Annotated in this window: 21 protein-coding genes; 6 read left to right on the plus strand and 15 right to left on the minus strand. The window is 60.1% G+C overall.

The features are described from left to right. The first annotated feature begins 75 nt into the window (after window positions 1-75). Window positions 76-594: an acyloxyacyl hydrolase gene (locus K5Y35_RS12365; RefSeq protein ID WP_222834307.1), complete on the plus strand. Its 519-nt coding sequence runs from the start codon at window positions 76-78 to the stop codon at window positions 592-594. Between the two features lie 107 nt (window positions 595-701). Here the strand turns inward: K5Y35_RS12365 and K5Y35_RS12370 are convergent, their stop codons facing one another. The 12 genes from K5Y35_RS12370 to K5Y35_RS12425 form a co-directional block, all read right to left on the minus strand. After that, on the minus strand, window positions 702-1,007 hold the full coding sequence (locus K5Y35_RS12370; protein WP_123463041.1) for a YkgJ family cysteine cluster protein: 306 nt from the start codon (window positions 1,005-1,007) through the stop codon (window positions 702-704). Between the two features lie 52 nt (window positions 1,008-1,059). Continuing rightward, complete coding sequence (locus K5Y35_RS12375; RefSeq protein ID WP_222834308.1) at window positions 1,060-1,551, minus strand: DUF2878 domain-containing protein; 492 nt, start codon at window positions 1,549-1,551, stop codon at window positions 1,060-1,062. Then, window positions 1,544-2,809 (minus strand): SAM-dependent methyltransferase, encoded by a 1,266-nt coding sequence (locus tag K5Y35_RS12380; RefSeq protein WP_123463045.1) that lies wholly within the window; start codon window positions 2,807-2,809, stop codon window positions 1,544-1,546. The genes K5Y35_RS12375 and K5Y35_RS12380 overlap by 8 nt, the downstream gene beginning before the upstream one ends. Then, the gene (locus K5Y35_RS12385; RefSeq protein ID WP_123463047.1) at window positions 2,796-3,611 is read right to left on the minus strand and encodes a DUF1365 domain-containing protein; all 816 of its coding nucleotides are present in this window, start codon (window positions 3,609-3,611) and stop codon (window positions 2,796-2,798) included. Before K5Y35_RS12385 ends, K5Y35_RS12380 begins: the two co-directional genes overlap by 14 nt. Beyond that, on the minus strand, window positions 3,608-4,855 hold the full coding sequence (locus tag K5Y35_RS12390; protein WP_222834309.1) for an NAD(P)/FAD-dependent oxidoreductase: 1,248 nt from the start codon (window positions 4,853-4,855) through the stop codon (window positions 3,608-3,610). The genes K5Y35_RS12385 and K5Y35_RS12390 overlap by 4 nt, the downstream gene beginning before the upstream one ends. Then, window positions 4,852-5,634: an SDR family NAD(P)-dependent oxidoreductase gene (locus K5Y35_RS12395; RefSeq protein WP_123463051.1), complete on the minus strand. Its 783-nt coding sequence runs from the start codon at window positions 5,632-5,634 to the stop codon at window positions 4,852-4,854. The genes K5Y35_RS12390 and K5Y35_RS12395 overlap by 4 nt, the downstream gene beginning before the upstream one ends. Continuing rightward, window positions 5,631-6,053 carry a nuclear transport factor 2 family protein gene (locus K5Y35_RS12400; protein ID WP_123463053.1) on the minus strand — a complete coding sequence of 141 codons (423 nt, stop codon included), beginning with the start codon at window positions 6,051-6,053 and terminating at the stop codon, window positions 5,631-5,633. The genes K5Y35_RS12395 and K5Y35_RS12400 overlap by 4 nt, the downstream gene beginning before the upstream one ends. Beyond that, window positions 6,046-7,488 carry a deoxyribodipyrimidine photo-lyase gene (phrB, locus tag K5Y35_RS12405; RefSeq protein ID WP_222834310.1) on the minus strand — a complete coding sequence of 481 codons (1,443 nt, stop codon included), beginning with the start codon at window positions 7,486-7,488 and terminating at the stop codon, window positions 6,046-6,048. Before phrB ends, K5Y35_RS12400 begins: the two co-directional genes overlap by 8 nt. 19 nt (window positions 7,489-7,507) lie before the next feature. Continuing rightward, on the minus strand, window positions 7,508-8,449 hold the full coding sequence (locus K5Y35_RS12410) for a MerR family transcriptional regulator (protein ID WP_123463057.1): 942 nt from the start codon (window positions 8,447-8,449) through the stop codon (window positions 7,508-7,510). Then, window positions 8,449-9,411, minus strand: coding sequence for a YbgA family protein (locus tag K5Y35_RS12415; protein WP_222834311.1), 963 nt, complete (start codon window positions 9,409-9,411; stop codon window positions 8,449-8,451). The genes K5Y35_RS12410 and K5Y35_RS12415 overlap by 1 nt, the downstream gene beginning before the upstream one ends. A gap of 178 nt (window positions 9,412-9,589) precedes the next feature. Beyond that, window positions 9,590-9,808 carry a TIGR02450 family Trp-rich protein gene (locus K5Y35_RS12420; RefSeq protein WP_123463061.1) on the minus strand — a complete coding sequence of 73 codons (219 nt, stop codon included), beginning with the start codon at window positions 9,806-9,808 and terminating at the stop codon, window positions 9,590-9,592. After that, on the minus strand, window positions 9,805-10,791 hold the full coding sequence (locus tag K5Y35_RS12425; protein WP_222834312.1) for an NAD(P)/FAD-dependent oxidoreductase: 987 nt from the start codon (window positions 10,789-10,791) through the stop codon (window positions 9,805-9,807). Before K5Y35_RS12425 ends, K5Y35_RS12420 begins: the two co-directional genes overlap by 4 nt. A gap of 197 nt (window positions 10,792-10,988) precedes the next feature. Here K5Y35_RS12425 and K5Y35_RS12430 point away from each other — a divergent pair, with 197 nt between their 5' ends. Together K5Y35_RS12430 and hemH are read left to right on the plus strand one after the other, a co-directional pair. Then, entirely contained in the window at window positions 10,989-11,891 is a 903-nt protein-coding gene (locus K5Y35_RS12430) for a TIGR01777 family oxidoreductase (RefSeq protein WP_222834313.1), read from the plus strand. Between the two features lie 13 nt (window positions 11,892-11,904). Then, window positions 11,905-12,930, plus strand: a complete 1,026-nt coding sequence (hemH, locus tag K5Y35_RS12435) for a ferrochelatase (protein ID WP_123463067.1) — start codon at window positions 11,905-11,907, stop codon at window positions 12,928-12,930. 101 nt (window positions 12,931-13,031) lie between these two features. On the opposite strand, the gene K5Y35_RS12440 is transcribed toward hemH, so the two are convergent. Further along, entirely contained in the window at window positions 13,032-14,306 is a 1,275-nt protein-coding gene (locus K5Y35_RS12440) for a uracil-xanthine permease family protein (protein WP_186747995.1), read from the minus strand. A 2-nt stretch (window positions 14,307-14,308) separates the two neighbouring features. Continuing rightward, window positions 14,309-14,947 carry a uracil phosphoribosyltransferase gene (gene upp / locus K5Y35_RS12445; RefSeq protein WP_123463070.1) on the minus strand — a complete coding sequence of 213 codons (639 nt, stop codon included), beginning with the start codon at window positions 14,945-14,947 and terminating at the stop codon, window positions 14,309-14,311. Window positions 14,948-15,122: 175 nt separating this feature from the next. Between upp and K5Y35_RS12450 the strand changes: the two genes are divergently transcribed. From K5Y35_RS12450 to K5Y35_RS12460, 3 genes are all read left to right on the plus strand, one after another. Beyond that, entirely contained in the window at window positions 15,123-15,680 is a 558-nt protein-coding gene (locus K5Y35_RS12450) for a hypoxanthine-guanine phosphoribosyltransferase (protein WP_123463072.1), read from the plus strand. Between the two features lie 178 nt (window positions 15,681-15,858). Then, window positions 15,859-16,338 (plus strand): hypothetical protein, encoded by a 480-nt coding sequence (locus K5Y35_RS12455; protein WP_128614482.1) that lies wholly within the window; start codon window positions 15,859-15,861, stop codon window positions 16,336-16,338. A gap of 63 nt (window positions 16,339-16,401) precedes the next feature. Further along, entirely contained in the window at window positions 16,402-16,689 is a 288-nt protein-coding gene (locus K5Y35_RS12460; RefSeq protein WP_123463076.1) for a PA4642 family protein, read from the plus strand. Window positions 16,690-16,814: 125 nt separating this feature from the next. Here the strand turns inward: K5Y35_RS12460 and mqo are convergent, their stop codons facing one another. Further along, window positions 16,815-18,323, minus strand: coding sequence for a malate dehydrogenase (quinone) (gene mqo, locus K5Y35_RS12465; RefSeq protein ID WP_123463077.1), 1,509 nt, complete (start codon window positions 18,321-18,323; stop codon window positions 16,815-16,817). Window positions 18,324-18,329: the final 6 nt, after the last annotated feature.

The following is an 18,329-nucleotide window of genomic DNA, read 5'->3' on the forward strand; positions in this document are numbered from 1 at the left end:
TGCGTAGGCCCTGGCTTCTATAGCGGTGATGCAACTAGAAAACCAAACGATCGTTCCGGAAAAGGAAGTTTCAAAGTGAAGCGACTATTCTGCTTGGCCGCGATTGCGGCCGCACTGATGGGGCAAAGCATTACCGCACAGGCTGCTGGCGTCGAGTTCGCCGTCGGTGCAACAAGCGATTCGACCATGACTTATCGCCTGGGGATGAATTTCGACTGGGACAAGAGCTGGCTGCAGAGCGACGTCGGTCGCCTGACCGGTTACTGGAGCGGCGCCTACACCTACTGGGAAGGTGACAAGACCTCCAGCAACAACAGCCTGTCGTTCTCGCCGGTGTTCGTTTACGAGTTTGCCGGCCAGTCGGTCAAACCGTATGTCGAGGCGGGTATTGGCGTGGCGGCGTTTTCCAACACTAAATACGAATCCAACAATATCGGCGGCTCTTTCCAGTTCGAAGACCGTTTCGGTTTTGGTCTGCGTTTCAATGGCGGGCATGAAGTCGGGATTCGTGCAACGCACTATTCCAACGCCGGCCTCTCCAGCGACAACGATGGGGTAGAAAGTTACTCGCTGCATTACACGATGCCGCTGTAACGGCTACATCTAATCCCTGTAGGAGTGAGTAGCGCAGTGTCAGTCAGACCAATGTTGACTGACACTGCGCTACTCACTCCTACATTTGTTTTGGGATGGTTTCGACGTTAGCGATACACCGTGGCAATACCTTTGCGCTCTTCGATGCATTCAGGCGCGCCCATTTCGAACTCGCGACAGATCAGCGGGCGCTTCTCGTAGATCGTGCACATCATGGTGTTGCGATCCAGCGCTGCACACCAGCCGTCGTCCAGACGCAGCATCACTTCTCCGCCCCAGTCATCGGTATCAATAAAGCGCTCGGGCACGCCAGTGTCGGTGATCAGCATCACTTCCAGCTGACAGCAGCAGGCCGCGCAGGTCGAGCACGTGACCGCAGGTTCGACGATTTGCCGGTGGGGAATGGTTTTCATGGCGGCAGTGTAAGGCAGTGACCGATGCGTGTGTGAACGCTCTGACAGACGCTCAGTGGCTCAACCGTCGGGCTATCGCATGCAGCAGCGGAAACAGCAGCGCCCAGAGCAGGCCGATGCCGATCAGGGTCGGTATCTCGCCATAGGGGAATTGCACGCCGGCCAGCCTTCCGCCGGCGTAATACGACAAGCCGCCGCCGACGGCGCCGAGCATGCTCGCCAGCCACCAGGGCCGTGCGCTCCATGCAAGGCAATGGCGCAGGGTGGTGGCCAGCAGGGCCCAGAGCAGCATCAGCCACAGTGGAATCAGCGGTGAAAGATCCTGAAACTCGAATACGTTCAAACCGCGCAACACGCTGTCCACCGCCGTGCCGACAATCACCACGCTCAGAATCAGCCGGCCTTCCTCCACCCAACTGCTGATCCAGCGCAGATGAATCACCAGCACGGCCAGCGCCAGCAGCAACCACAAACTGTTGCCGCCGAGCACGCAGGCCAGCCAGCCGATCTGGAACAGCAGCGCATTAGCCAGCCGCTCAAGCATCGAAGCGACCGAGCAGTGGCATCGGCATCGCCGCCGGTTTGGCCAGCAACAATTGCGCGGTGCCGATGGTGCGCTCGAGGAAGCCGCCCTCGCAGTAACACAGGTAGAACTCCCACAACCGCAGGAAGTAATCGTCGTAGCCCAACTCGCTCAGGCGCCCGTGGGCGTGGCGAAAGTTTTCGTGCCACATACGCAGGGTGCGCGCGTAGTGCAGGCCGAAATCTTCCATGTGCAGCAGGTTCATGTCGGTGTCGCGGCTGACCACTTCGAGCATTTTCTGCACACAGGGCAGGGCGCCGCCCGGGAAGATGTAACGCTGGATGAAATCGACTCCGCGTTTGGCCTGTTCATAGCGCTGATCGCGGATGGTGATCGCCTGCAACAGCATCAGGCCGTTGCTTTTAAGCAGCTGTGCGCACTGCTTGAAGTAGGTCGGCAAAAAGCGATGGCCGACCGCTTCGATCATCTCGATCGACACCAGTTTGTCGTACTCGCCGGTGAGGTCGCGATAGTCCTTGAGCAACAGGGTGACGCGTTCCTGCAAGCCGAGCTGTTCGATGCGTCGTGCGGTAAACGCGTACTGCTCTTTGGACAGCGTGGTGGTGGTTACGCGGCAGCCATAATGCTGCGCCGCGTAGAGCGCCATGCTGCCCCAGCCGGTGCCGATCTCCAGCAGATGGTCAGTGGGTTTGAGCGCGAGTTTCTGGCAGATCCGCTCCAGTTTGTTCAGTTGTGCCTGTTCCAGGCTGTCTTCGGGCGAGAGGAATTGTGCGGCCGAGTACATCATGGTCGGATCAAGAAACTGCTCGAACAGCTCGTTGCCCAGGTCGTAGTGCGCGGCAATGTTTCGCTGCGAGCCCTTGCGCGTGTTGCGATTGAGCCAGTGCAAACCCTGCACCAGCGGACGGCCGAGGCGCGCCAGGCCACCCTCCATCGCGTCGAGCACATCAAGGTTGCTGACGAACACCCGTACCACCGCCGTCAGGTCTGGCGAACTCCAGTAGCCATGGATAAACGCCTCGCCGGCACCGATTGAGCCATTGCCGGCCACCATGCCCCACACGGCCGGATCGTTGACGTGGATTTCCCCGAGCACCGGACTGCCCGGCGTCCCGAACGTCAGGTGCTCGCCCTCCTCGATGACCCGCAGTTGCCCGTGTTTGAGCTGGGCCAGTTGGCGCAACACGCCACGGCGCAATAGCGATCCGGTCAGGCTGTGGGGGCTGAACCGGCTGACCGACAGGCTAGAGGATTTCATGGTGATGTTTCCTGGGAGGGACAGTGGCGGTTTGAAAGCTGCCGTCGGCAGCCTGATGAGCGAAAAGGGGCGCGCGTTTGCACAGCAGGCGCAGTGCTTGCCAATAAATCGCCAGGGCCGTTTTCGCGGTCATCCACGGAAAACGCCGCAGGTAACGGTGCAGGCTGCGGCGGTCGAGAGGCTCGCGTTGCAGGTTGAGGGTGGCGTCGAACAGTTTGTGTTCGCCCTGCCAGTCAGCCATGTGCACACCAAGGGTTTGTGCGGCGGGGCTGAAACTCATGCGGTATTCGAGGTCGCGCGGCAGAAACGGCGACACATGAAACGCCTTGGCCACGGCGAAGTGTTGATGAAAGTCCAACAGGTCGACTGGTGTGCGGGCCGGCAATACATAGTGATAGCGTTCACGCCACGGTGTGTTGGTGACTTCACAGACAATCGCCGCCAGTTGTCCGTCAGCCTCATGGCAATAAAAGAAACTCACCGGATTGAACGACAGGCCCCAACTGCGGGGTTGCGTCAGCAGGCAGACCGACCCTTGCGGGGCATGGCCGATGGCAGCGGCGACCTGCTGACGCACCGCGTCGATCAACCGCACACCGCGCTGGGTGAAGGTTTTGAGGTAATCGGTTTCGCGGAAGGAAAAGGGCGCAAACCTGCTCCGCCCCGCCAGTGGCGACAGCGCAAACACTTCGTCCTGTTCGCTCAGGTCGAGGTAGAGCAAACCGATCTTGTAGCGGAACTCATGCCGGCGCGGCGCGAAGCGCCGATGGCCGATCCAGCCGCTGTAAAGGGCACTGTTCATAAGGTCTCCCCGAACGCCGCAGCCACGCGTAACGCGCTGACCACGCCGTCTTCATGGAAGCCGTTGGCCCAATAGGCGCCGCAATAATGGGTGTGCGCGACCCCGTCCAGTTCACTCCAGCGTTGTTGTGCCGCCACGGCGGCGAGGCTGTATTGCGGGTGGGCGTAGGTGAAGCGCGCCAGGATTTTGTCCGGGGAGATGCCGGCGCTCTGATTCAGGCTGACGCAGAACGTGGTGTCGCTCTGAATACCTTGCAGGATGTTCATGTCGTAGGTCACGGCGGCCTGGGTGTGACCGGCGCCGCCGAGGCGATAGTTCCAGCTCGCCCAGGCCAGTTTGCGCGTGGGCAGCAGGCCGGTGTCGGTGTGCAGCACCACTTCATTGTCGGCATAGGGCAGGGCGCCGAGGATCGACCGTTCGGCAGCGCTCGGGCTGGCGAGCAGTTGCAGGGCCTGATCGCTGTGACAGGCGAATACGACTTTGTCGAAGTGTTCGATGCCTGCCGGGCTGTGGATAAACACACCATGTTCGTCGCGCTCGACGCGGGTCACTCCACAGTTCAGGCGAATGTTGTCTTTGAACGATTCCGTCAACGGCGCGATGTACGCGCTGGAACCCCCCTCGACGACCCGCCATTGCGGACGATTGCTGACCGACAGCAGACCGTGGTTCTTGAAGAACCGTACGAAGAATTGCAGCGGAAACTTGAGCATCTCGGCCATCGGCATCGACCAGATCGCCGCGCCCATCGGCACGATGTAATGCAGGATGAAGCGCTCGCCATACCCGCCGGCCTTGAGGTAGTCGTCGAGCGTCATGTCGCTGGCGATGCGCCGTTCGGCGAGGTCGCGCTGGGCCTCTTTATTGAAGCGCAGTATGTCGCGCAACATGCCCCAGAACCCCGGTGACCAGAGATTGCTGCGCTGGGCGAACAGACTGTTGAGGTTGTTGCCGTTGTATTCCAGGCCAGTGTCCGGATCGCTCACCGAGAAACTCATCTCGGTCGCTTTGCTCGCCACGCCGAGCTGGTCGAGCAGGCGAATGAAATTCGGATACGTCCAGTCATTGAACACGATGAACCCGGTATCCACCGCGTACTGGCGTCCGTCGACCGTGACCGGCACCGTGTGCGTGTGACCACCGACCCAGTCGCTGGCCTCGAACACCGTGACGTCATGTCGACGATCGAGCAGGTACGCGCAGGTGAGCCCGGCGATCCCGCTGCCGACGATAGCGATCTTCATGTTGGATCCGTCAGCGGAGGCGACTTGCGCACCATGCGCTTGCCAATGGCCAACTGCACACGTGCCGGCAGTTTCGACAACGGCCACAAGGCCGCCATGAACAGCGCCGGAAAAGCGATTTCCAGCGGGCGGTCCTTGAGCCTGGCGAAGATGTGACGTGCGGCTTTATCCACAGGCCAGCTGAGGGGCATCGGGAAATCGTTTTTGGCGGTCAGCGGGGTCTCGACGAAACCGGGGCTGACCACGGTGACTTCAATGCCTTCATCCGCCAGATCAATGCGCAGCGATTCGAACAGGTAACGCAGCCCGGCTTTCGATGCGCCGTAGGCTTCGGCTCTGGGCAACGGTAGATACGTCACCGAACTTGCGACCCCGACTAGGTGCGGTGCGGTGCCTTTGCGCAACAGCGGCAGGGCGGCTTCGATGCAGTAACTGCTGGCGAGCAAATTGGTACGCACCACGTGCTCGACGATGGAGGCGTCGAACTGCTTTGCATCGACATATTCACAGGTGCCGGCGTTGAGAATCACGGTGTCCAGTGAGCCCCATTCGGCGCTGATCTGTTCGCCGATCTCGCGCACTACCTGACTGTTGGTCAAATCGCCCGCGACCACCAGCACTTGCCCTGGATAACGCTGCGCCAACACTTTCAGTGGCGCCACCTGACGCGCACTGACGGCCAGATGCGCACCGGTTTTCAGGATCTCTTCGGCGAGTGCTGCGCCGATGCCACTGCTGGCACCGGTCAGCCAATAACGCCGGGCAAGGGTACGACTCATCCCATTCTCCTTTTTAGCCACCTGATCAGCTGGCCCAATACGGGTAAATGTTCATACAACAGCGCACCGGCATCGAAATAATCCCGGTGGCGATAAACCTTGTCGTGCCAGAGCAGATGCGAGCAGCCGCTGACACGAATCACCTGGCCCCCCGCCAGTCGCGGATGGCGATAACTCATGACCCAACGCAAGTAGCCTTCGCCGTCGCCGATCGGGTCGAAACCATGAAAGTCGAACCGCAGCTCGCTGACATTGCTGTACAGCTCGCGAAAGTAATCTCGCAATTGCACCAGTCCCTGTACTTCGTGCAACGGGTCGGTGAAGTGAATGTCATCGCTGTACAGCTCGCCCAGGCGGTGCAGGTTGTCTTTATTCAACTGCGCGAATTGCCGGGCAAAACCGTGCAGGAATTCACTCATCACCTGCTCCTGTCGAGCGCGAAGGCAGGCTCTTGAACGCGGCCAATGCGCGATCGCGGGAGGTGCTGAGGTTGACGATGGGCGAAGGGTAGTCCGCCACGCCGAACAGCCCGCCGAGATTGGCCGGATTATGTATTTCCTTTTTATTCAACCGGGCCAGTTCAGGCAGCCAGTGCTTGATGAACAGGCCTTCGCTGTCGAATTTTTCCGACTGGCTCAACGGGTTGAAAATGCGGAAATACGGCGCCGAATCGGTACCGGTCGAAGCACTCCATTGCCAGCCACCGTTGTTCGCTGCCAGATCGCCATCGATCAGATGACGCATGAAAAAACGTTCGCCTTCGCGCCAGTCGATCAGCAGGTTTTTGGTCAGGAACATCGCCACCACCATGCGCAGGCGATTGTGCATCCAGCCGGTTTCGAGCAGCTGGCGCATGGCGGCATCAATGATCGGCAGGCCGGTACGCGCTTGTTGCCAGGCGGCGAGTTCGTCCGGTGCATGGCGCCATGCGAGGGCTTCGGTTTCCGGGCGGAAGGCACGATGGCGCGACACCCGTGGATAGCCGACCAGGATGTGTTTGTAGAACTCGCGCCACAGCAGCTCGTTGATCCAGGTGACGGCACCGACCTTGCCGCTGTCGAACTCGCCCTGATTGCTTTGCAGGGCGGCGTGCAGGCATTGACGCGGCGAAATCACTCCGGCAGCGAGGTACGCGGAAAGTTGACTGGTGCCGGGTTTTGCCGGGAAGTCGCGTTCGCTTTGGTAGTAATCGATTTGTGCGTCAGCGAAGGTGTCGAGGCGCCGCCGGGCTTCTTGTTCGCCGGCGGGCCACAGGGCGATCAAGGCCTCGCTCGGTGTTTCGAAACCTTTTATGGCGGCCGGCACCGGATCGCTGTCGATCGCCTGCGCGGCCTGTTTGCCGGGTGTCTTGACCAGCGCCGGCACCGAGCGGTGCAACCGTTCATAGCAGACCTTGCGGAACTGGCTGAACACCTGAAAGTAGGTGCCGGTGCGGGTCAGGACCGTGCCTGGCTGGAACAGCAACTGGTCGAGGTAACTGTGAAATTCGATTCCTTCGGCCTTCAGCACTTCGGCCACGGCGGCATCGCGACGGCTTTCGTGGATGCCGTATTCCTCGTTGACGTGCACCGCCTCGACCTTGAGTTCCCGGCAGAGCTTGAGCAACTGCGCCGGGGCCTGATGCCAATGCCCGGCCGTACGGATCAGTAAGGGAATATTCAGTTTGCCGAGGCTGTCACTCAGTTCGCTCAGGTTGCGCAGCCAGAAGTCGACCTTGCACGGCGCGTCGTCATGTTCCTGCCACTGCTGTGGGCTCAACAGATAAACGGCCACCGTCGGGCCGCGGGCTGCGGCGGCCGCGAGGGCGGTATTGTCATGTTGGCGCAAGTCGCTGCGCAGCCAGATCAGTTGCATGATGTTTCTCGCAAACGCATTAAATCAACCCACGCTGAAGCAGTGCCTGGTGTGCCGATAACGGATCTTCGGCCAGGTACAAATCAGCGATCTCGGTGGTTCTTACGGACAACTCGGCGTGGTGGATGCATACCGTTGGTCCAGCGATCATTGTTGTGCAATTAATGCCATTCAACAGCTTTGGCAACTGCGCCAGGTTCATCGCTTTGCTGGAGTACAGCAGCACGCCACGGGCCTGCAGGTGCTCGACAGTCAAGGCCAGTTCGCCGGGCGGCAGCGGCCAGTCAAATACTTGCACCGGGCAATCGGTACTGCTGATCAGCCACGCGCATAGCCACAGATGAGGTTCCATGTGCAGGTCTGATTGGTTGATCAAGAGCAACGGTGCGGAATGCAACTGACGGTTGTTATGGTAGATGCGTGCGCCGAATTTGCTGCGTAACCAGGAATAAAAGAATGTGCGCTCCATCTGCGCACCGAACTGTCCCTGCCAGCGTTGTTCGAGTTCGGCCAGCAGTGGCATCAGCAATTGCTCGCACAGGGTGCGCGGCGGATACAGCGCCATCGCCTGATTGACGCTGTCATCGAGGGTACGTTCGTTAAGGCGGGTGACGGCGTTCAGCAGGGTCTGGCGCAGCAGGTGCCAATCGTTTTCCACGACTTCGCCGGACGCTGGCGCGGTGTCGAGCAGCGGCTTGACCTGGCTGACGGCGACGCCACGGTTAAGCCAGGTGAGGATGGTCAGAATCCGTTGCACATGTTCGGCGCTGTACAGTCGATGGCCTTTGGGCGTGCGCTGCGGCACGACCAGCCCGTAACGGCGCTCCCATGCCCGCAGGGTGATCGCGTTGACGCCGGTCTGCCGCGCCACTTCGCGAATCGGCAACCAGCCCTCATCAAGGGCTTTCTTGAAGTCGGCGCCGAGGTCTTCCTGGGCGCTGGTGTCGGGTTTATCGTTCATTAAATGGCGTTTCGCAGGCTGAGGTTTTCCGGATGCGGTTGCAGGTAAACCTGCTGCGCAATGTACGGATCCGGATGGAGGCGGAAGTGATGCTTGAGCAGCGTCAGCGGGACCACCAGGGGCACGATGCCGAGGCGGTACTGGCCGATGACATGTTGCACTTCCTGTTTTTCATCGGCACTGATTGCCTGTTTCAGGTAACCGCTGATGTGCAGCAGAACGTTGCTGTGGGTGCCGCGTGTGGCGCATTTTTTCAACGCCTGCATCAGCTCGCTGAAGTAGCGCGGACCGAGTTCGGCAGGGTCGTTGTTCGCCATGTTGCCCAACAGTTTGCCCAGCGCTTTGTATTGCACCGGGTTGTGGGCCATCAGCAGGTATTTGTAGCGCGAATGAAACTCGGTGAGCGCGCGCCGGCTCAGCCCCTGTTCGAGCAGGTGCTGCCACGCGCTGTAGGCGAAGACGCGGGTAATGAAGTTCTCGCGCAGCACCGGGTCGTTCAGGCGTCCGGCTTCTTCCACCGGCAGGTCTGGGTGTTCGGCGCAGAATGCCTGGGCATAGATGCCACGGCCGCCGCCGTTCACCGGTGCGCCATTGGCTTGATAGACCTTGACCCGCTCCAGGCCACACGACGGTGACTGCTGCATGAAGATATAGCCGCAGATGCCATTGAGTTCGCCGGCCATTTTCTGACCGTACGCGGCGAGGGGTTCGGTGACGTTGATCGACGGGTTGACCGTGCCGATCGCCTCGGGCTGATCGGGATTGCCCACCAGCCGAATCGGCTCGCGAGGAATGCCCAGGCCGATGGCCACTTCCGGGCAGACCGGGATGAAGTCGAAATATTCCGTGAGGGTCCGGCTGCACAAGCGCGATTCCTTGTGTCCGCCGTTGTAACGCACTTCAGCACCCATCAGGCAGGCACTGATCGCGATTTTTGGCCGGGATGAGGAAAGATCGGACATGAACACCTCGAAGCTAAACCTGTACAGTGGACTTTATCTGTACAACATGTGCTTAGCATAGATTCAAAGGTGTACAAGTCAAACTATTTGTATAAGTTTTTGCAGGAGGCGCTGTAGATTCCGATCTTATGGTCAATCTCCAGGATTACGATCAGACGATTGCAGCCTTTGGCAGCGCCTAGAGTTGCCAGCCGAATTTCCAGTGGGCGGGGTTTTGCAGGGCCTGCCAGTCGAGTCGTTCGGTGCGCTTGGTCAGCACCGCCTGCAGTTCGACGGCCAGTACTGTGCCTTCCTCGTCGCGGAACAACTCGGTGACCAGAAAATGTTTTTCACGATTTTGCGGGTGAGCTGCTGTCCATTTCGACAGCAGCAGCTTCTGCGGATTGATTCGATTCATTGCAGATGTTCGTGCAAGCGTCTTGCAGCCTCCTGACCACTGAGCCAGGCACCTTCTACGCGGCCGGACAGGCACCAGTCACCACAGGCGTACAAGCCCAGATCGGCATCGGCCAGCGTGCCCCATTCATGGCTGGAGGCCGGACGGGCATAGAGCCAGCGGTGGGCGAGGCTGAACGTGGGCGCGGGCATCGCGCTGTGCAACAGTTCGGCAAAGGCACCGTGCAATTGCTCGATCACCGCCTCCTTGGACAGGTCGATGTGTTGCCGGCTCCAGGCGCTGGTGGCGTGCAGCACCCAGGTGTCGAGGGTGTTGTCGCGTCCGGGTTTACTGCGGTTGCGCGCCAGCCAGTCGAGTGGGCTGTCCTGAACGAAGCAGCCCTCGATGGGCGTATCCAGCGGAGTTTCGAAGGCAAGGGCGACAGCCCAGGTCGGGTCCATTTTCACCCCGGCGGCGGCACCGGCGAGTTTCGGTGCAGCGGCCAGCAAGGCCGTGGCTTGCGGTGCCGGCGTGGCGATCACGACATGGCTGAAGGGGCCGTGAGTGAATCCCTCGGCATCCTGCAGGTGCCAGTGTTGTTCGCCGCGATAGACCTCGGTGATCCGACAGGCGAAATGCACTTCCAGCCCTTCGAGCAGGCCGCGGGTGATGGCGCTCATGCGTGGCGAACCGACCCAGCGCGTCTGCTCGTCCGGCGACAGATTCAGTTGCCCGCCATGGAAGGTATAGAGCTGCGGTGTCCACTCGGCGACCCAGCCCTGGCTTTGCCAGCGCTGCACCTCGGTGACGAAGCGCCGGTCGCGGGCGGTGAAATATTGCGCGCCCATGTCCAGCGAACCGGCGTCGCTGCGTTTGCTCGACATGCGTCCGCCGCTGCCGCGACTTTTATCGAACAACTGGACGGTGTGCCCGGTCTCTGTCAGAGCCTGGGCCGCCGAAAGTCCGGCGATGCCGGTGCCGATGATTGCGATAGGTACAGTCATAGGGGCCTCGTTTACCTTTCTGTACAGACTACGCCGTGATTGAAACCTGTACAATTTTGTTTTTTGGTATAACTTCTAGCGTTCTCGTTCTGGCAGCTTGGCCTATGGTTAAACAATAGAGCCTGCCCGTACGAAAAGATCCCTGCTTATAAAAATAGACTAGTGATCCGGGTAAAACGCCACGCGAGGAAGATGTCATGCACATATTGCTGACCGGCGGTACTGGTTTGATAGGACGTCAGCTCTGCCGGCATTGGTCGCAGCAGGGGCATCGCCTGACCGTGTGGAGCCGTCGCCCGGAAAAAGTCGCGCAACGCTGCGGCGCGCAGGTGCGTGGCATAGCGCGTCTGGAGGACCTGGGCGAGGAGCCTGTGGATGTCATCGTCAATCTCGCCGGTGCGCCGATTGCCGATCGACTCTGGACCCATCGGCGCAAGGCGCTGTTGTGGAGCAGTCGGATCACGCTCACGGAAACCTTGCTGGCCTGGCTTGAAGCGCGAACGCAGAAACCTGCGCTGCTGATTTCGGGCTCGGCGACAGGCTGGTACGGCGATGGCGGCGAGCGCGAGTTGACTGAAGAGTCGCCACCGGTGATCGACGATTTCGCCAGCCAGCTGTGCATCGCCTGGGAGGAAACCGCGCAACGTGCCGAAGCGTTTGGCGTGCGCGTGGTGCTGGTACGAACCGGTCTGGTGCTGTCGGCCGAGGGCGGCTTTTTGTCGCGGCTGCTGCTGCCGTTCAAGCTTGGACTGGGCGGGCCTTTGGGCAATGGCCGGCAGTGGATGCCGTGGATTCATATCGAGGATCAAATCGCCTTGATTGATTTTCTTCTGCACCGCGATCAGGCCCGTGGTCCTTATAATGCGTGCGCGCCGAAACCGGTGCGCAATCGCGAATTTGCCAAGACGCTGGGCAGCGTGTTGCACCGCCCGGCGTTCATGCCGATGCCGACCCTGGCCTTGAAGGTCGGTCTGGGCGAAATGTCTTTGCTGTTGCTGGGCGGCCAACGGGCGATGCCGGCACGCTTGCTGGAAGCGGGCTTCACTTTCCGGTTCACGGATTTACGCGCGGCTCTGGATGATCTCTCCAGCCGCCTCTGAAATAGGACGTTGCATGACCGATCACGCTTTGCTTCTGGTCAACCTGGGCTCTCCGGCCTCCACCTCGGTGGCCGATGTGCGCAGCTACCTCAATCAATTCCTGATGGACCCGTACGTGATCGACCTGCCGTGGCCGGTGCGGCGTCTGTTGGTGTCGCTGATCCTGATCAAGCGCCCCGAGCAGTCGGCCCATGCCTATGCCTCGATCTGGTGGGAGGAAGGCTCGCCACTGGTGGTGCTCAGTCGCCGTCTGCAACAGCAGATGACAACGCAATGGAGCCACGGGCCTGTGGAGCTGGCGATGCGTTACGGCGAGCCGTCGATTGAAACACGGTTGCTGCAACTGGTTGCGGCAGGGCACAAACGCATCACCCTGGCGCCGCTTTATCCACAGTTCGCCGACAGCACGACGACCACCGTGATCGAAGAAGCCCGGCGCGTGATTCGCCAGAAGAACCTCGACGTGCAGCTGTCGGTGCTGCAACCGTTTTACGATCAGCCGGAATACATCGAGGCCTTGGCCGCCAGCGCCAGACCGCACTTGCAGCAGGATTACGATCACCTGTTGCTGAGCTTCCATGGCTTGCCGGAGCGGCATCTGACCAAGCTCGATCCGACCGGCAATCATTGCTTCAAGAATCAAGACTGCTGCAAGAACGCATCACCGGCGGTACTCGCGACCTGTTATCGCGCGCAATGCCTGCGTACAGCGGCATTGTTCGCCGAGCGCATGGGCTTGCCGGATGGCAAGTGGTCGGTGTCGTTTCAGTCGCGCCTGGGGCGAGCGAAATGGATCGAACCCTACACTGAAGCGCGGCTGGACGAACTGGCGAAAAGTGGCGTGAAGAAAATTCTGGTGATGTGCCCGGCGTTTGTCGCCGACTGCATCGAGACGCTGGAAGAGATTGGCGATCGCGGCCAGGAACAGTTCCGCGAAGCGGGGGGCGAGGAGTTGGTGCTGGTGCCGTGCCTGAACGACGACCCGCAATGGGCGAAGGCGTTGGCCACCCTATGCGAAAGAGCGCCGCTGGCCCTCTGAAAGTATCGTCAGCAGGCTCACTCCTACAGGTAGTGCGTTGACCTTGTAGGAGTGAGCCTGCTCGCGATAGCTATCTGTCAGGCAATAAAAATCTTCAGACTTTAAATCAGCGGCTCATCCGCCTTCTTGTGCTTCCAGCTGTCATTGCCCGGCAGGATCAGGTTCAGCGCAATCGCCACCACCGCGCACAGCGCGATGCCTTTGAGGCCGAAGTCGTCCGGGCCAGTCCCGGTGCCGACCAGCACACCGCCAATCCCGAATACCAGGGTCACCGAGACGATCACCAGATTACGTGCTTCGCCCAGGTCGATCTTGTGACGGATCAGGGTGTTCATCCCCACCGCCGCGATCGAGCCGAACAACAGGCACAGAATCCCGCCCATCACCGGCACCGGAATGCTCTGCAGCAGCGCGCCGAACTTGCCGATGAACGCCAGGCTGATGGCGAAGATCGCCGCCCAGGTCATGATTTTCGGGTTGTAGTTCTTGGTCAGCATCACGGCGCCAGTCACTTCGGCGTAAGTGGTGTTTGGCGGGCCGCCAAACAGACCGGCGGCGGTGGTGGCAATGCCGTCACCGAGCAAGGTGCGATGCAGGCCCGGCTTCTTCAGGTAATCGCGACCGGTCACGCTGCCGACTGCAATCACGCCGCCGATGTGCTCAATGGCCGGAGCCAGTGCCACTGGAACGATGAACAGAATCGCCTGCCAGTTGAACTCCGGCGCGGTGAAGTGCGGGATCGCAAACCATGGCGCGGCAGCAATCTTCGCGGTGTCGACTACGCCGAAATAGAACGCCATGGCAAAACCGACCAGTACACCGGAAATGATCGGCACCAGGCGGAAGATGCCTTTACCGAACACCGCCACGATCAACGTGGTCAGCAGCGCTGGCATCGAGATCATCATCGCGGTCTGGTAGTGGATCAGTTCAGCACCATCGCCAGCCTTGCCCATCGCCATGTTCGCGGCAATCGGCGCCATGGCCAGGCCGATGGAAATGATCACCGGACCAATCACCACTGGCGGCAGCAGACGGTCGATGAAACCGGTGCCTTTGATCTTCACGGCAAGGCCGAGGAAGGTGTAGACGAAACCGGCCGCCATCACGCCGCCCATGGTCGCGGCGAGGCCGAACTGGCCCTTGGCGAGAATGATCGGGGTGATGAACGCGAAGCTCGACGCCAGAAACACTGGCACCTGACGCCCGGTGACGATCTGGAACAGAATCGTCCCCAGACCCGCGGTGAACAGTGCCACGTTCGGGTCAAGGCCGGTGATCAGCGGCATCAGCACCAGGGCGCCGAAAGCCACGAACAGCATCTGGGCGCCGGAGAGCACCGTGCGCCAGAGCGGATCGTTGAACTCTTGCTGCATGGTTACGCGTCCTTCTGCTTGGTGCCGAAGATCTTGTCACCGGCGTCGCCAAGTCCAGGAATGATGTAACCGTGCTCGTTCAAGCGCTCATCAATGGACGCGGTGTAGATGGTCACGTCCGGGTGAGCCTGTTCGACGGCAGCAATGCCTTCCGGCGCGGCGACCAGCACCATTGCGCGGATGTCCTTGCAACCGGCTTTCTTCAGCAGGTCGATGGTCGCGACCATCGAGCTGCCGGTGGCGAGCATCGGGTCGATGATCATTGCCAGGCGTTCGTCGATTTCCGGAACCAGTTTTTCCAGATAGGTGTGCGCTTGCAGGGTTTCTTCGTTGCGGGCCACGCCCACAGCGGAAACCTTGGCGCCCGGGATCAGGCTCAGCACGCCTTCGAGCATGCCAATGCCGGCGCGCAGGATCGGCACGACGGTGATCTTCTTGCCGGCGATTTTCTCGACCGACACGGTGCCGCACCAACCCGGGATATCGTAGGATTCGAGCGGCAAATCTTTTGTAGCTTCATAGGTCAACAGTGCGCCGACTTCCTGAGCGAGCTCGCGGAAATTCTTGGTGCTGATATCGGCACGGCGCATCAGGCCGAGTTTATGACGGATCAGCGGATGGCGGATCTCGAGGATGGGCATGGAAAAACTCCGGCGGCGGGCAAAAAAACCGGCCTAGATTAATCTATCCGAGGGTGATGTCCTATAGGACATACAGTACGTTAGTCCATAAAGGCTTGATTCGGCCGTGCGAGATGCGTACCTTTGCCCGCTTTTCGCGGCTATACCCCCCGCCAACCACCCCCCGGAGAGCGCCATGTCCGCTGATCTCGAGCATATCCGTCAAGTCATGCGAGAGGCTGACTGCCTGTACACCGAAGCTGAAGTCGAGGCTGCCATTGCCCGCGTCGGTGCACACATCAACGAACAACTGGCCGAGAGCAACCCTGTGGTGTTCTGCGTGATGAACGGTGGCCTGATCTTCTCCGGCAAACTGCTGACTCATCTGCAGTTCCCGCTGGAAGCGTCCTACCTGCACGCGACCCGCTATCGCAATGAAACCAGCGGTGGCGACCTGTTCTGGAAGGCCAAGCCGGAAGTCTCGTTCATCGACCGCGACGTGCTGATCATCGACGACATCCTCGATGAAGGTCACACCCTGGGCGCGATCATCGACTTCTGCAAACACGCCGGCGCGCGCAAAGTGCACACCGCCGTGCTGATCGACAAGGATCACGACCGCAAAGCGCGTCCCGACCTGAAAGCCGATTTCGTCGGCCTGCCATGCGTTGACCGTTACATCTTCGGTTACGGCATGGACTACAAAGGCTACTGGCGCAACGCCAACGGGATCTTCGCCGTTAAAGGCATGTAAGAAACCTGCACTATCCCCTGTGGGAGTGAGCCTGCCCGCGATAGCGGTCTGTCAGCAACGTTAATGTTGACTGATACGACGCTATCGCGGGCAGGCTCACTCCTACAGTTGTTTTGTGTGTGCTGATCCATCCGCGACACCCATGCTAGAGTGCTCGGCCCCGCCCCCGGAGCCTGTCATGCGCCTCTTGATCCGCAGCCTTGCCGCCCTGTTATTGACCCTCAGCCTGCCGCTGTCCGCCGCGCCGATGCACAGTCAGTTCCTGCCGCCGGACGACTTGACCCTGCGCGATGCCGAGCCCGAGCAGCAACAACTGTTGCAAGTCACCGATTATTCCGTGGTCGTGGGCGCGCAACGTCAGTCCAATCAGCAACCCATACCGGTGACCTCGTCGCTGATGATCCGCCTTAAAGGCAAATCGCTGAACAAAGGCGCGACTGTCAATCAAGTGCTCGTCAGTTTCGACGGTGAAAGCAAAAGCCTGAAAAAACCGGTGTATGACGATAAAAGCAAAACCCTGACGCTGTTTTACCCACTGGCGCAGTACCGCGTGGTGATTGATCTGTTGCGCAACGATACTGTGTATGTGCAATTCCTCAGCTACGCCAACGGCCATATCTGGGCCGATTTGCACACTGGCAGCGTGCGCGCGCGTTGAGCCCGGTGGCAGGGCAGGGGTAAACTGCCCGCCCCGTGTAATGTCTGCGAGCTGGAGTCGGCAATGCGTAAAGATAAGAAACAGGTGATTGGTGACGAGATCGGCGATGAGCAGATCAAGCTGTTCCTCGATTTTGAACCGGTCGACGCCACTTCGCCGTCGCTGCACAAACTGGTCAAGGCTTACCGTGGTTTGCGCATCGACGATTTCGAGCGCTTTCTGACGTTCTTCGTTGAAGCTGGCTATGACGTGGATGGCAAGGACGAGCAGGGCAAGACCTTTGTTGACCTGATTGCCGATCAGCGTAACGCTCAGGACTATATCGAACTGATCAACAAGTCACGCACCTGAGATTTCCCGATACCTGTGGCGACGGTTCGCTAAATCCCCTCGCCACAAAGGTCCGGGTTTCAAATTTCAGGCATAAAAAAACGCCCCGCACTCACTGAGTACGGGGCGTTTTTTATGCGGCGCGATCAAGCGAAGCTTGGGGTCTCGCTGCTTTCTTCAACCAGTTCCAGGGCAATGTTGTTCTGCGTGTTGATCTTGCGATACAGCGCAGCATCGGTTTCCAGAACCTTCTCGCGGGCCGGGAAGATCTCTGCCAGTTTGGCAGCCCATTCACCCTTGGCCTTGGCCGGGAAGCATTTCTCGATCAGTTCCAGCATGATCGAAACGGTCACCGAGGCTCCTGGCGAAGCACCGAGCAGCGCGGCGAGGGAACCGTCCTTGGCCGCGACCAGTTCGGTACCGAATTGCAGGATGCCGCCCTTTTTCGGGTCTTTCTTGATGATCTGCACCCGTTGGCCGGCCACTTCCAGGCGCCAGTCTTCGGCTTTCGCCTGCGGGTAGAAACGGCGCAGGGAATCCAGACGCTGCTCCATCGACTGCATCACTTCGCTGACCAGGTACTTGGTCAGGTCCATGTTGTTTTTTGCCACCGCCAGCATCGGCCCGATGTTGCCGGCGCGAACCGACAGCGGCAGGTCCATGAAGGAGCCGTGCTTGAGGAACTTGGTGGTGAAGCCGGCGTATGGCCCGAACAGCAGGGACTTCTTGCCGTCGACCACGCGGGTGTCCAGGTGCGGCACGGACATTGGTGGCGAACCCACGGCCGCCTGGCTGTAAACCTTGGCCTGGTGCTGCTTGACCACTTCCGGGTTGTCGCAACGCAGCCACTGGCCGCTGATCGGGAAGCCGCCGAAGCCTTTGCTCTCTTCGATGCCCGAGGCCTGCAGCAACGGCAGCGCCGCGCCACCGGCGCCGAGGAAGACGAACCTGGCGTCGACTTCACGGCTGCTGCCGCTGTTGACGTCCTTGATGCTGACGGTCCAGCCGTTGCCGTTACGCTTGAGACCGGTGACGCGCTTGCAGTATTTGACTTGCGTGTCGGGTGCGCTGGTCAGGTGCTTGAGCAACTGATTGGTCAGGGCGCCGAAGTTGACGTCGGTGCCGTTCATCACGCGGGTCGCGGCGAGGACTTCGTCCGGCGAGCGGCCCGGCATCATCAGCGGCATCCACTCGGCCATTTTGGCCTTGTCTTCGGTGTACTCCATGTCGGCGAAGGCGTGGTGCTTGTGCAGAACCTCGAAACGCTCCTTGAGGAAGGAAACGCCTTTGTCGCCCTGGACGAAACTCAGGTGTGGCACCGGGCTGATGAACGACTTGCACGAGCCGAAGGTGCCTTTTTTGGTCAGATACGACCAGAACTGCTTGGACACTTCGAACTGGGTGTTGATGTGCACGGCTTTCTTGATGTCGACGGTGCCGTCGGCAGCCTGCGGGGTGTAGTTCAGCTCGCACAGGCCGGCGTGGCCGGTACCGGCGTTGTTCCATGGGTTGGAACTTTCCGCGGCACCGGAATCCATCAGCTCGACGACTTCCAGCTTGATCGCGGGGTCGAGCTCTTTGAGCAGCACTGCCAGGGTGGCGCTCATGATGCCGGCCCCCACCAGAACTACGTCGACTGCTTCGTTATGCGCCATTTAACG

Source organism: Pseudomonas sp. SC3(2021), assembly GCF_019856535.1.
Taxonomy (GTDB): Bacteria; Pseudomonadota; Gammaproteobacteria; order Pseudomonadales; family Pseudomonadaceae; genus Aquipseudomonas; species Aquipseudomonas monsensis.

Bases quoted from the DNA above. Each gene is read 5' to 3' on its own strand.
- mqo (WP_123463077.1), bottom strand. From the start codon at position 18,323: ATGGCGCATAACGAAGCAGTCGACGTAGTTCTGGTGGGGGCCGGCATC.
- K5Y35_RS12410 (WP_123463057.1), bottom strand. From the start codon at position 8,449: ATGAACGATAAACCCGACACCAGCGCCCAGGAAGACCTCGGCGCCGAC.
- K5Y35_RS12385 (WP_123463047.1), bottom strand. From the start codon at position 3,611: ATGAACAGTGCCCTTTACAGCGGCTGGATCGGCCATCGGCGCTTCGCG.
- K5Y35_RS12460 (WP_123463076.1), top strand. From the start codon at position 16,402: ATGCGTAAAGATAAGAAACAGGTGATTGGTGACGAGATCGGCGATGAG.
- K5Y35_RS12375 (WP_222834308.1), bottom strand. From the start codon at position 1,551: ATGCTTGAGCGGCTGGCTAATGCGCTGCTGTTCCAGATCGGCTGGCTG.
- hemH (WP_123463067.1), top strand. From the start codon at position 11,905: ATGACCGATCACGCTTTGCTTCTGGTCAACCTGGGCTCTCCGGCCTCC.
- K5Y35_RS12400 (WP_123463053.1), bottom strand. From the start codon at position 6,053: ATGAGTGAATTCCTGCACGGTTTTGCCCGGCAATTCGCGCAGTTGAAT.
- K5Y35_RS12370 (WP_123463041.1), bottom strand. From the start codon at position 1,007: ATGAAAACCATTCCCCACCGGCAAATCGTCGAACCTGCGGTCACGTGC.
- K5Y35_RS12390 (WP_222834309.1), bottom strand. From the start codon at position 4,855: ATGAAGATCGCTATCGTCGGCAGCGGGATCGCCGGGCTCACCTGCGCG.
- K5Y35_RS12415 (WP_222834311.1), bottom strand. From the start codon at position 9,411: ATGTCCGATCTTTCCTCATCCCGGCCAAAAATCGCGATCAGTGCCTGC.
- K5Y35_RS12440 (WP_186747995.1), bottom strand. From the start codon at position 14,306: ATGCAGCAAGAGTTCAACGATCCGCTCTGGCGCACGGTGCTCTCCGGC.
- K5Y35_RS12420 (WP_123463061.1), bottom strand. From the start codon at position 9,808: ATGAATCGAATCAATCCGCAGAAGCTGCTGCTGTCGAAATGGACAGCA.
- phrB (WP_222834310.1), bottom strand. From the start codon at position 7,488: ATGCAACTGATCTGGCTGCGCAGCGACTTGCGCCAACATGACAATACC.
- upp (WP_123463070.1), bottom strand. From the start codon at position 14,947: ATGCCCATCCTCGAGATCCGCCATCCGCTGATCCGTCATAAACTCGGC.
- K5Y35_RS12455 (WP_128614482.1), top strand. From the start codon at position 15,859: ATGCGCCTCTTGATCCGCAGCCTTGCCGCCCTGTTATTGACCCTCAGC.
- K5Y35_RS12430 (WP_222834313.1), top strand. From the start codon at position 10,989: ATGCACATATTGCTGACCGGCGGTACTGGTTTGATAGGACGTCAGCTC.
- K5Y35_RS12450 (WP_123463072.1), top strand. From the start codon at position 15,123: ATGTCCGCTGATCTCGAGCATATCCGTCAAGTCATGCGAGAGGCTGAC.
- K5Y35_RS12395 (WP_123463051.1), bottom strand. From the start codon at position 5,634: ATGAGTCGTACCCTTGCCCGGCGTTATTGGCTGACCGGTGCCAGCAGT.
- K5Y35_RS12380 (WP_123463045.1), bottom strand. From the start codon at position 2,809: ATGAAATCCTCTAGCCTGTCGGTCAGCCGGTTCAGCCCCCACAGCCTG.
- K5Y35_RS12425 (WP_222834312.1), bottom strand. From the start codon at position 10,791: ATGACTGTACCTATCGCAATCATCGGCACCGGCATCGCCGGACTTTCG.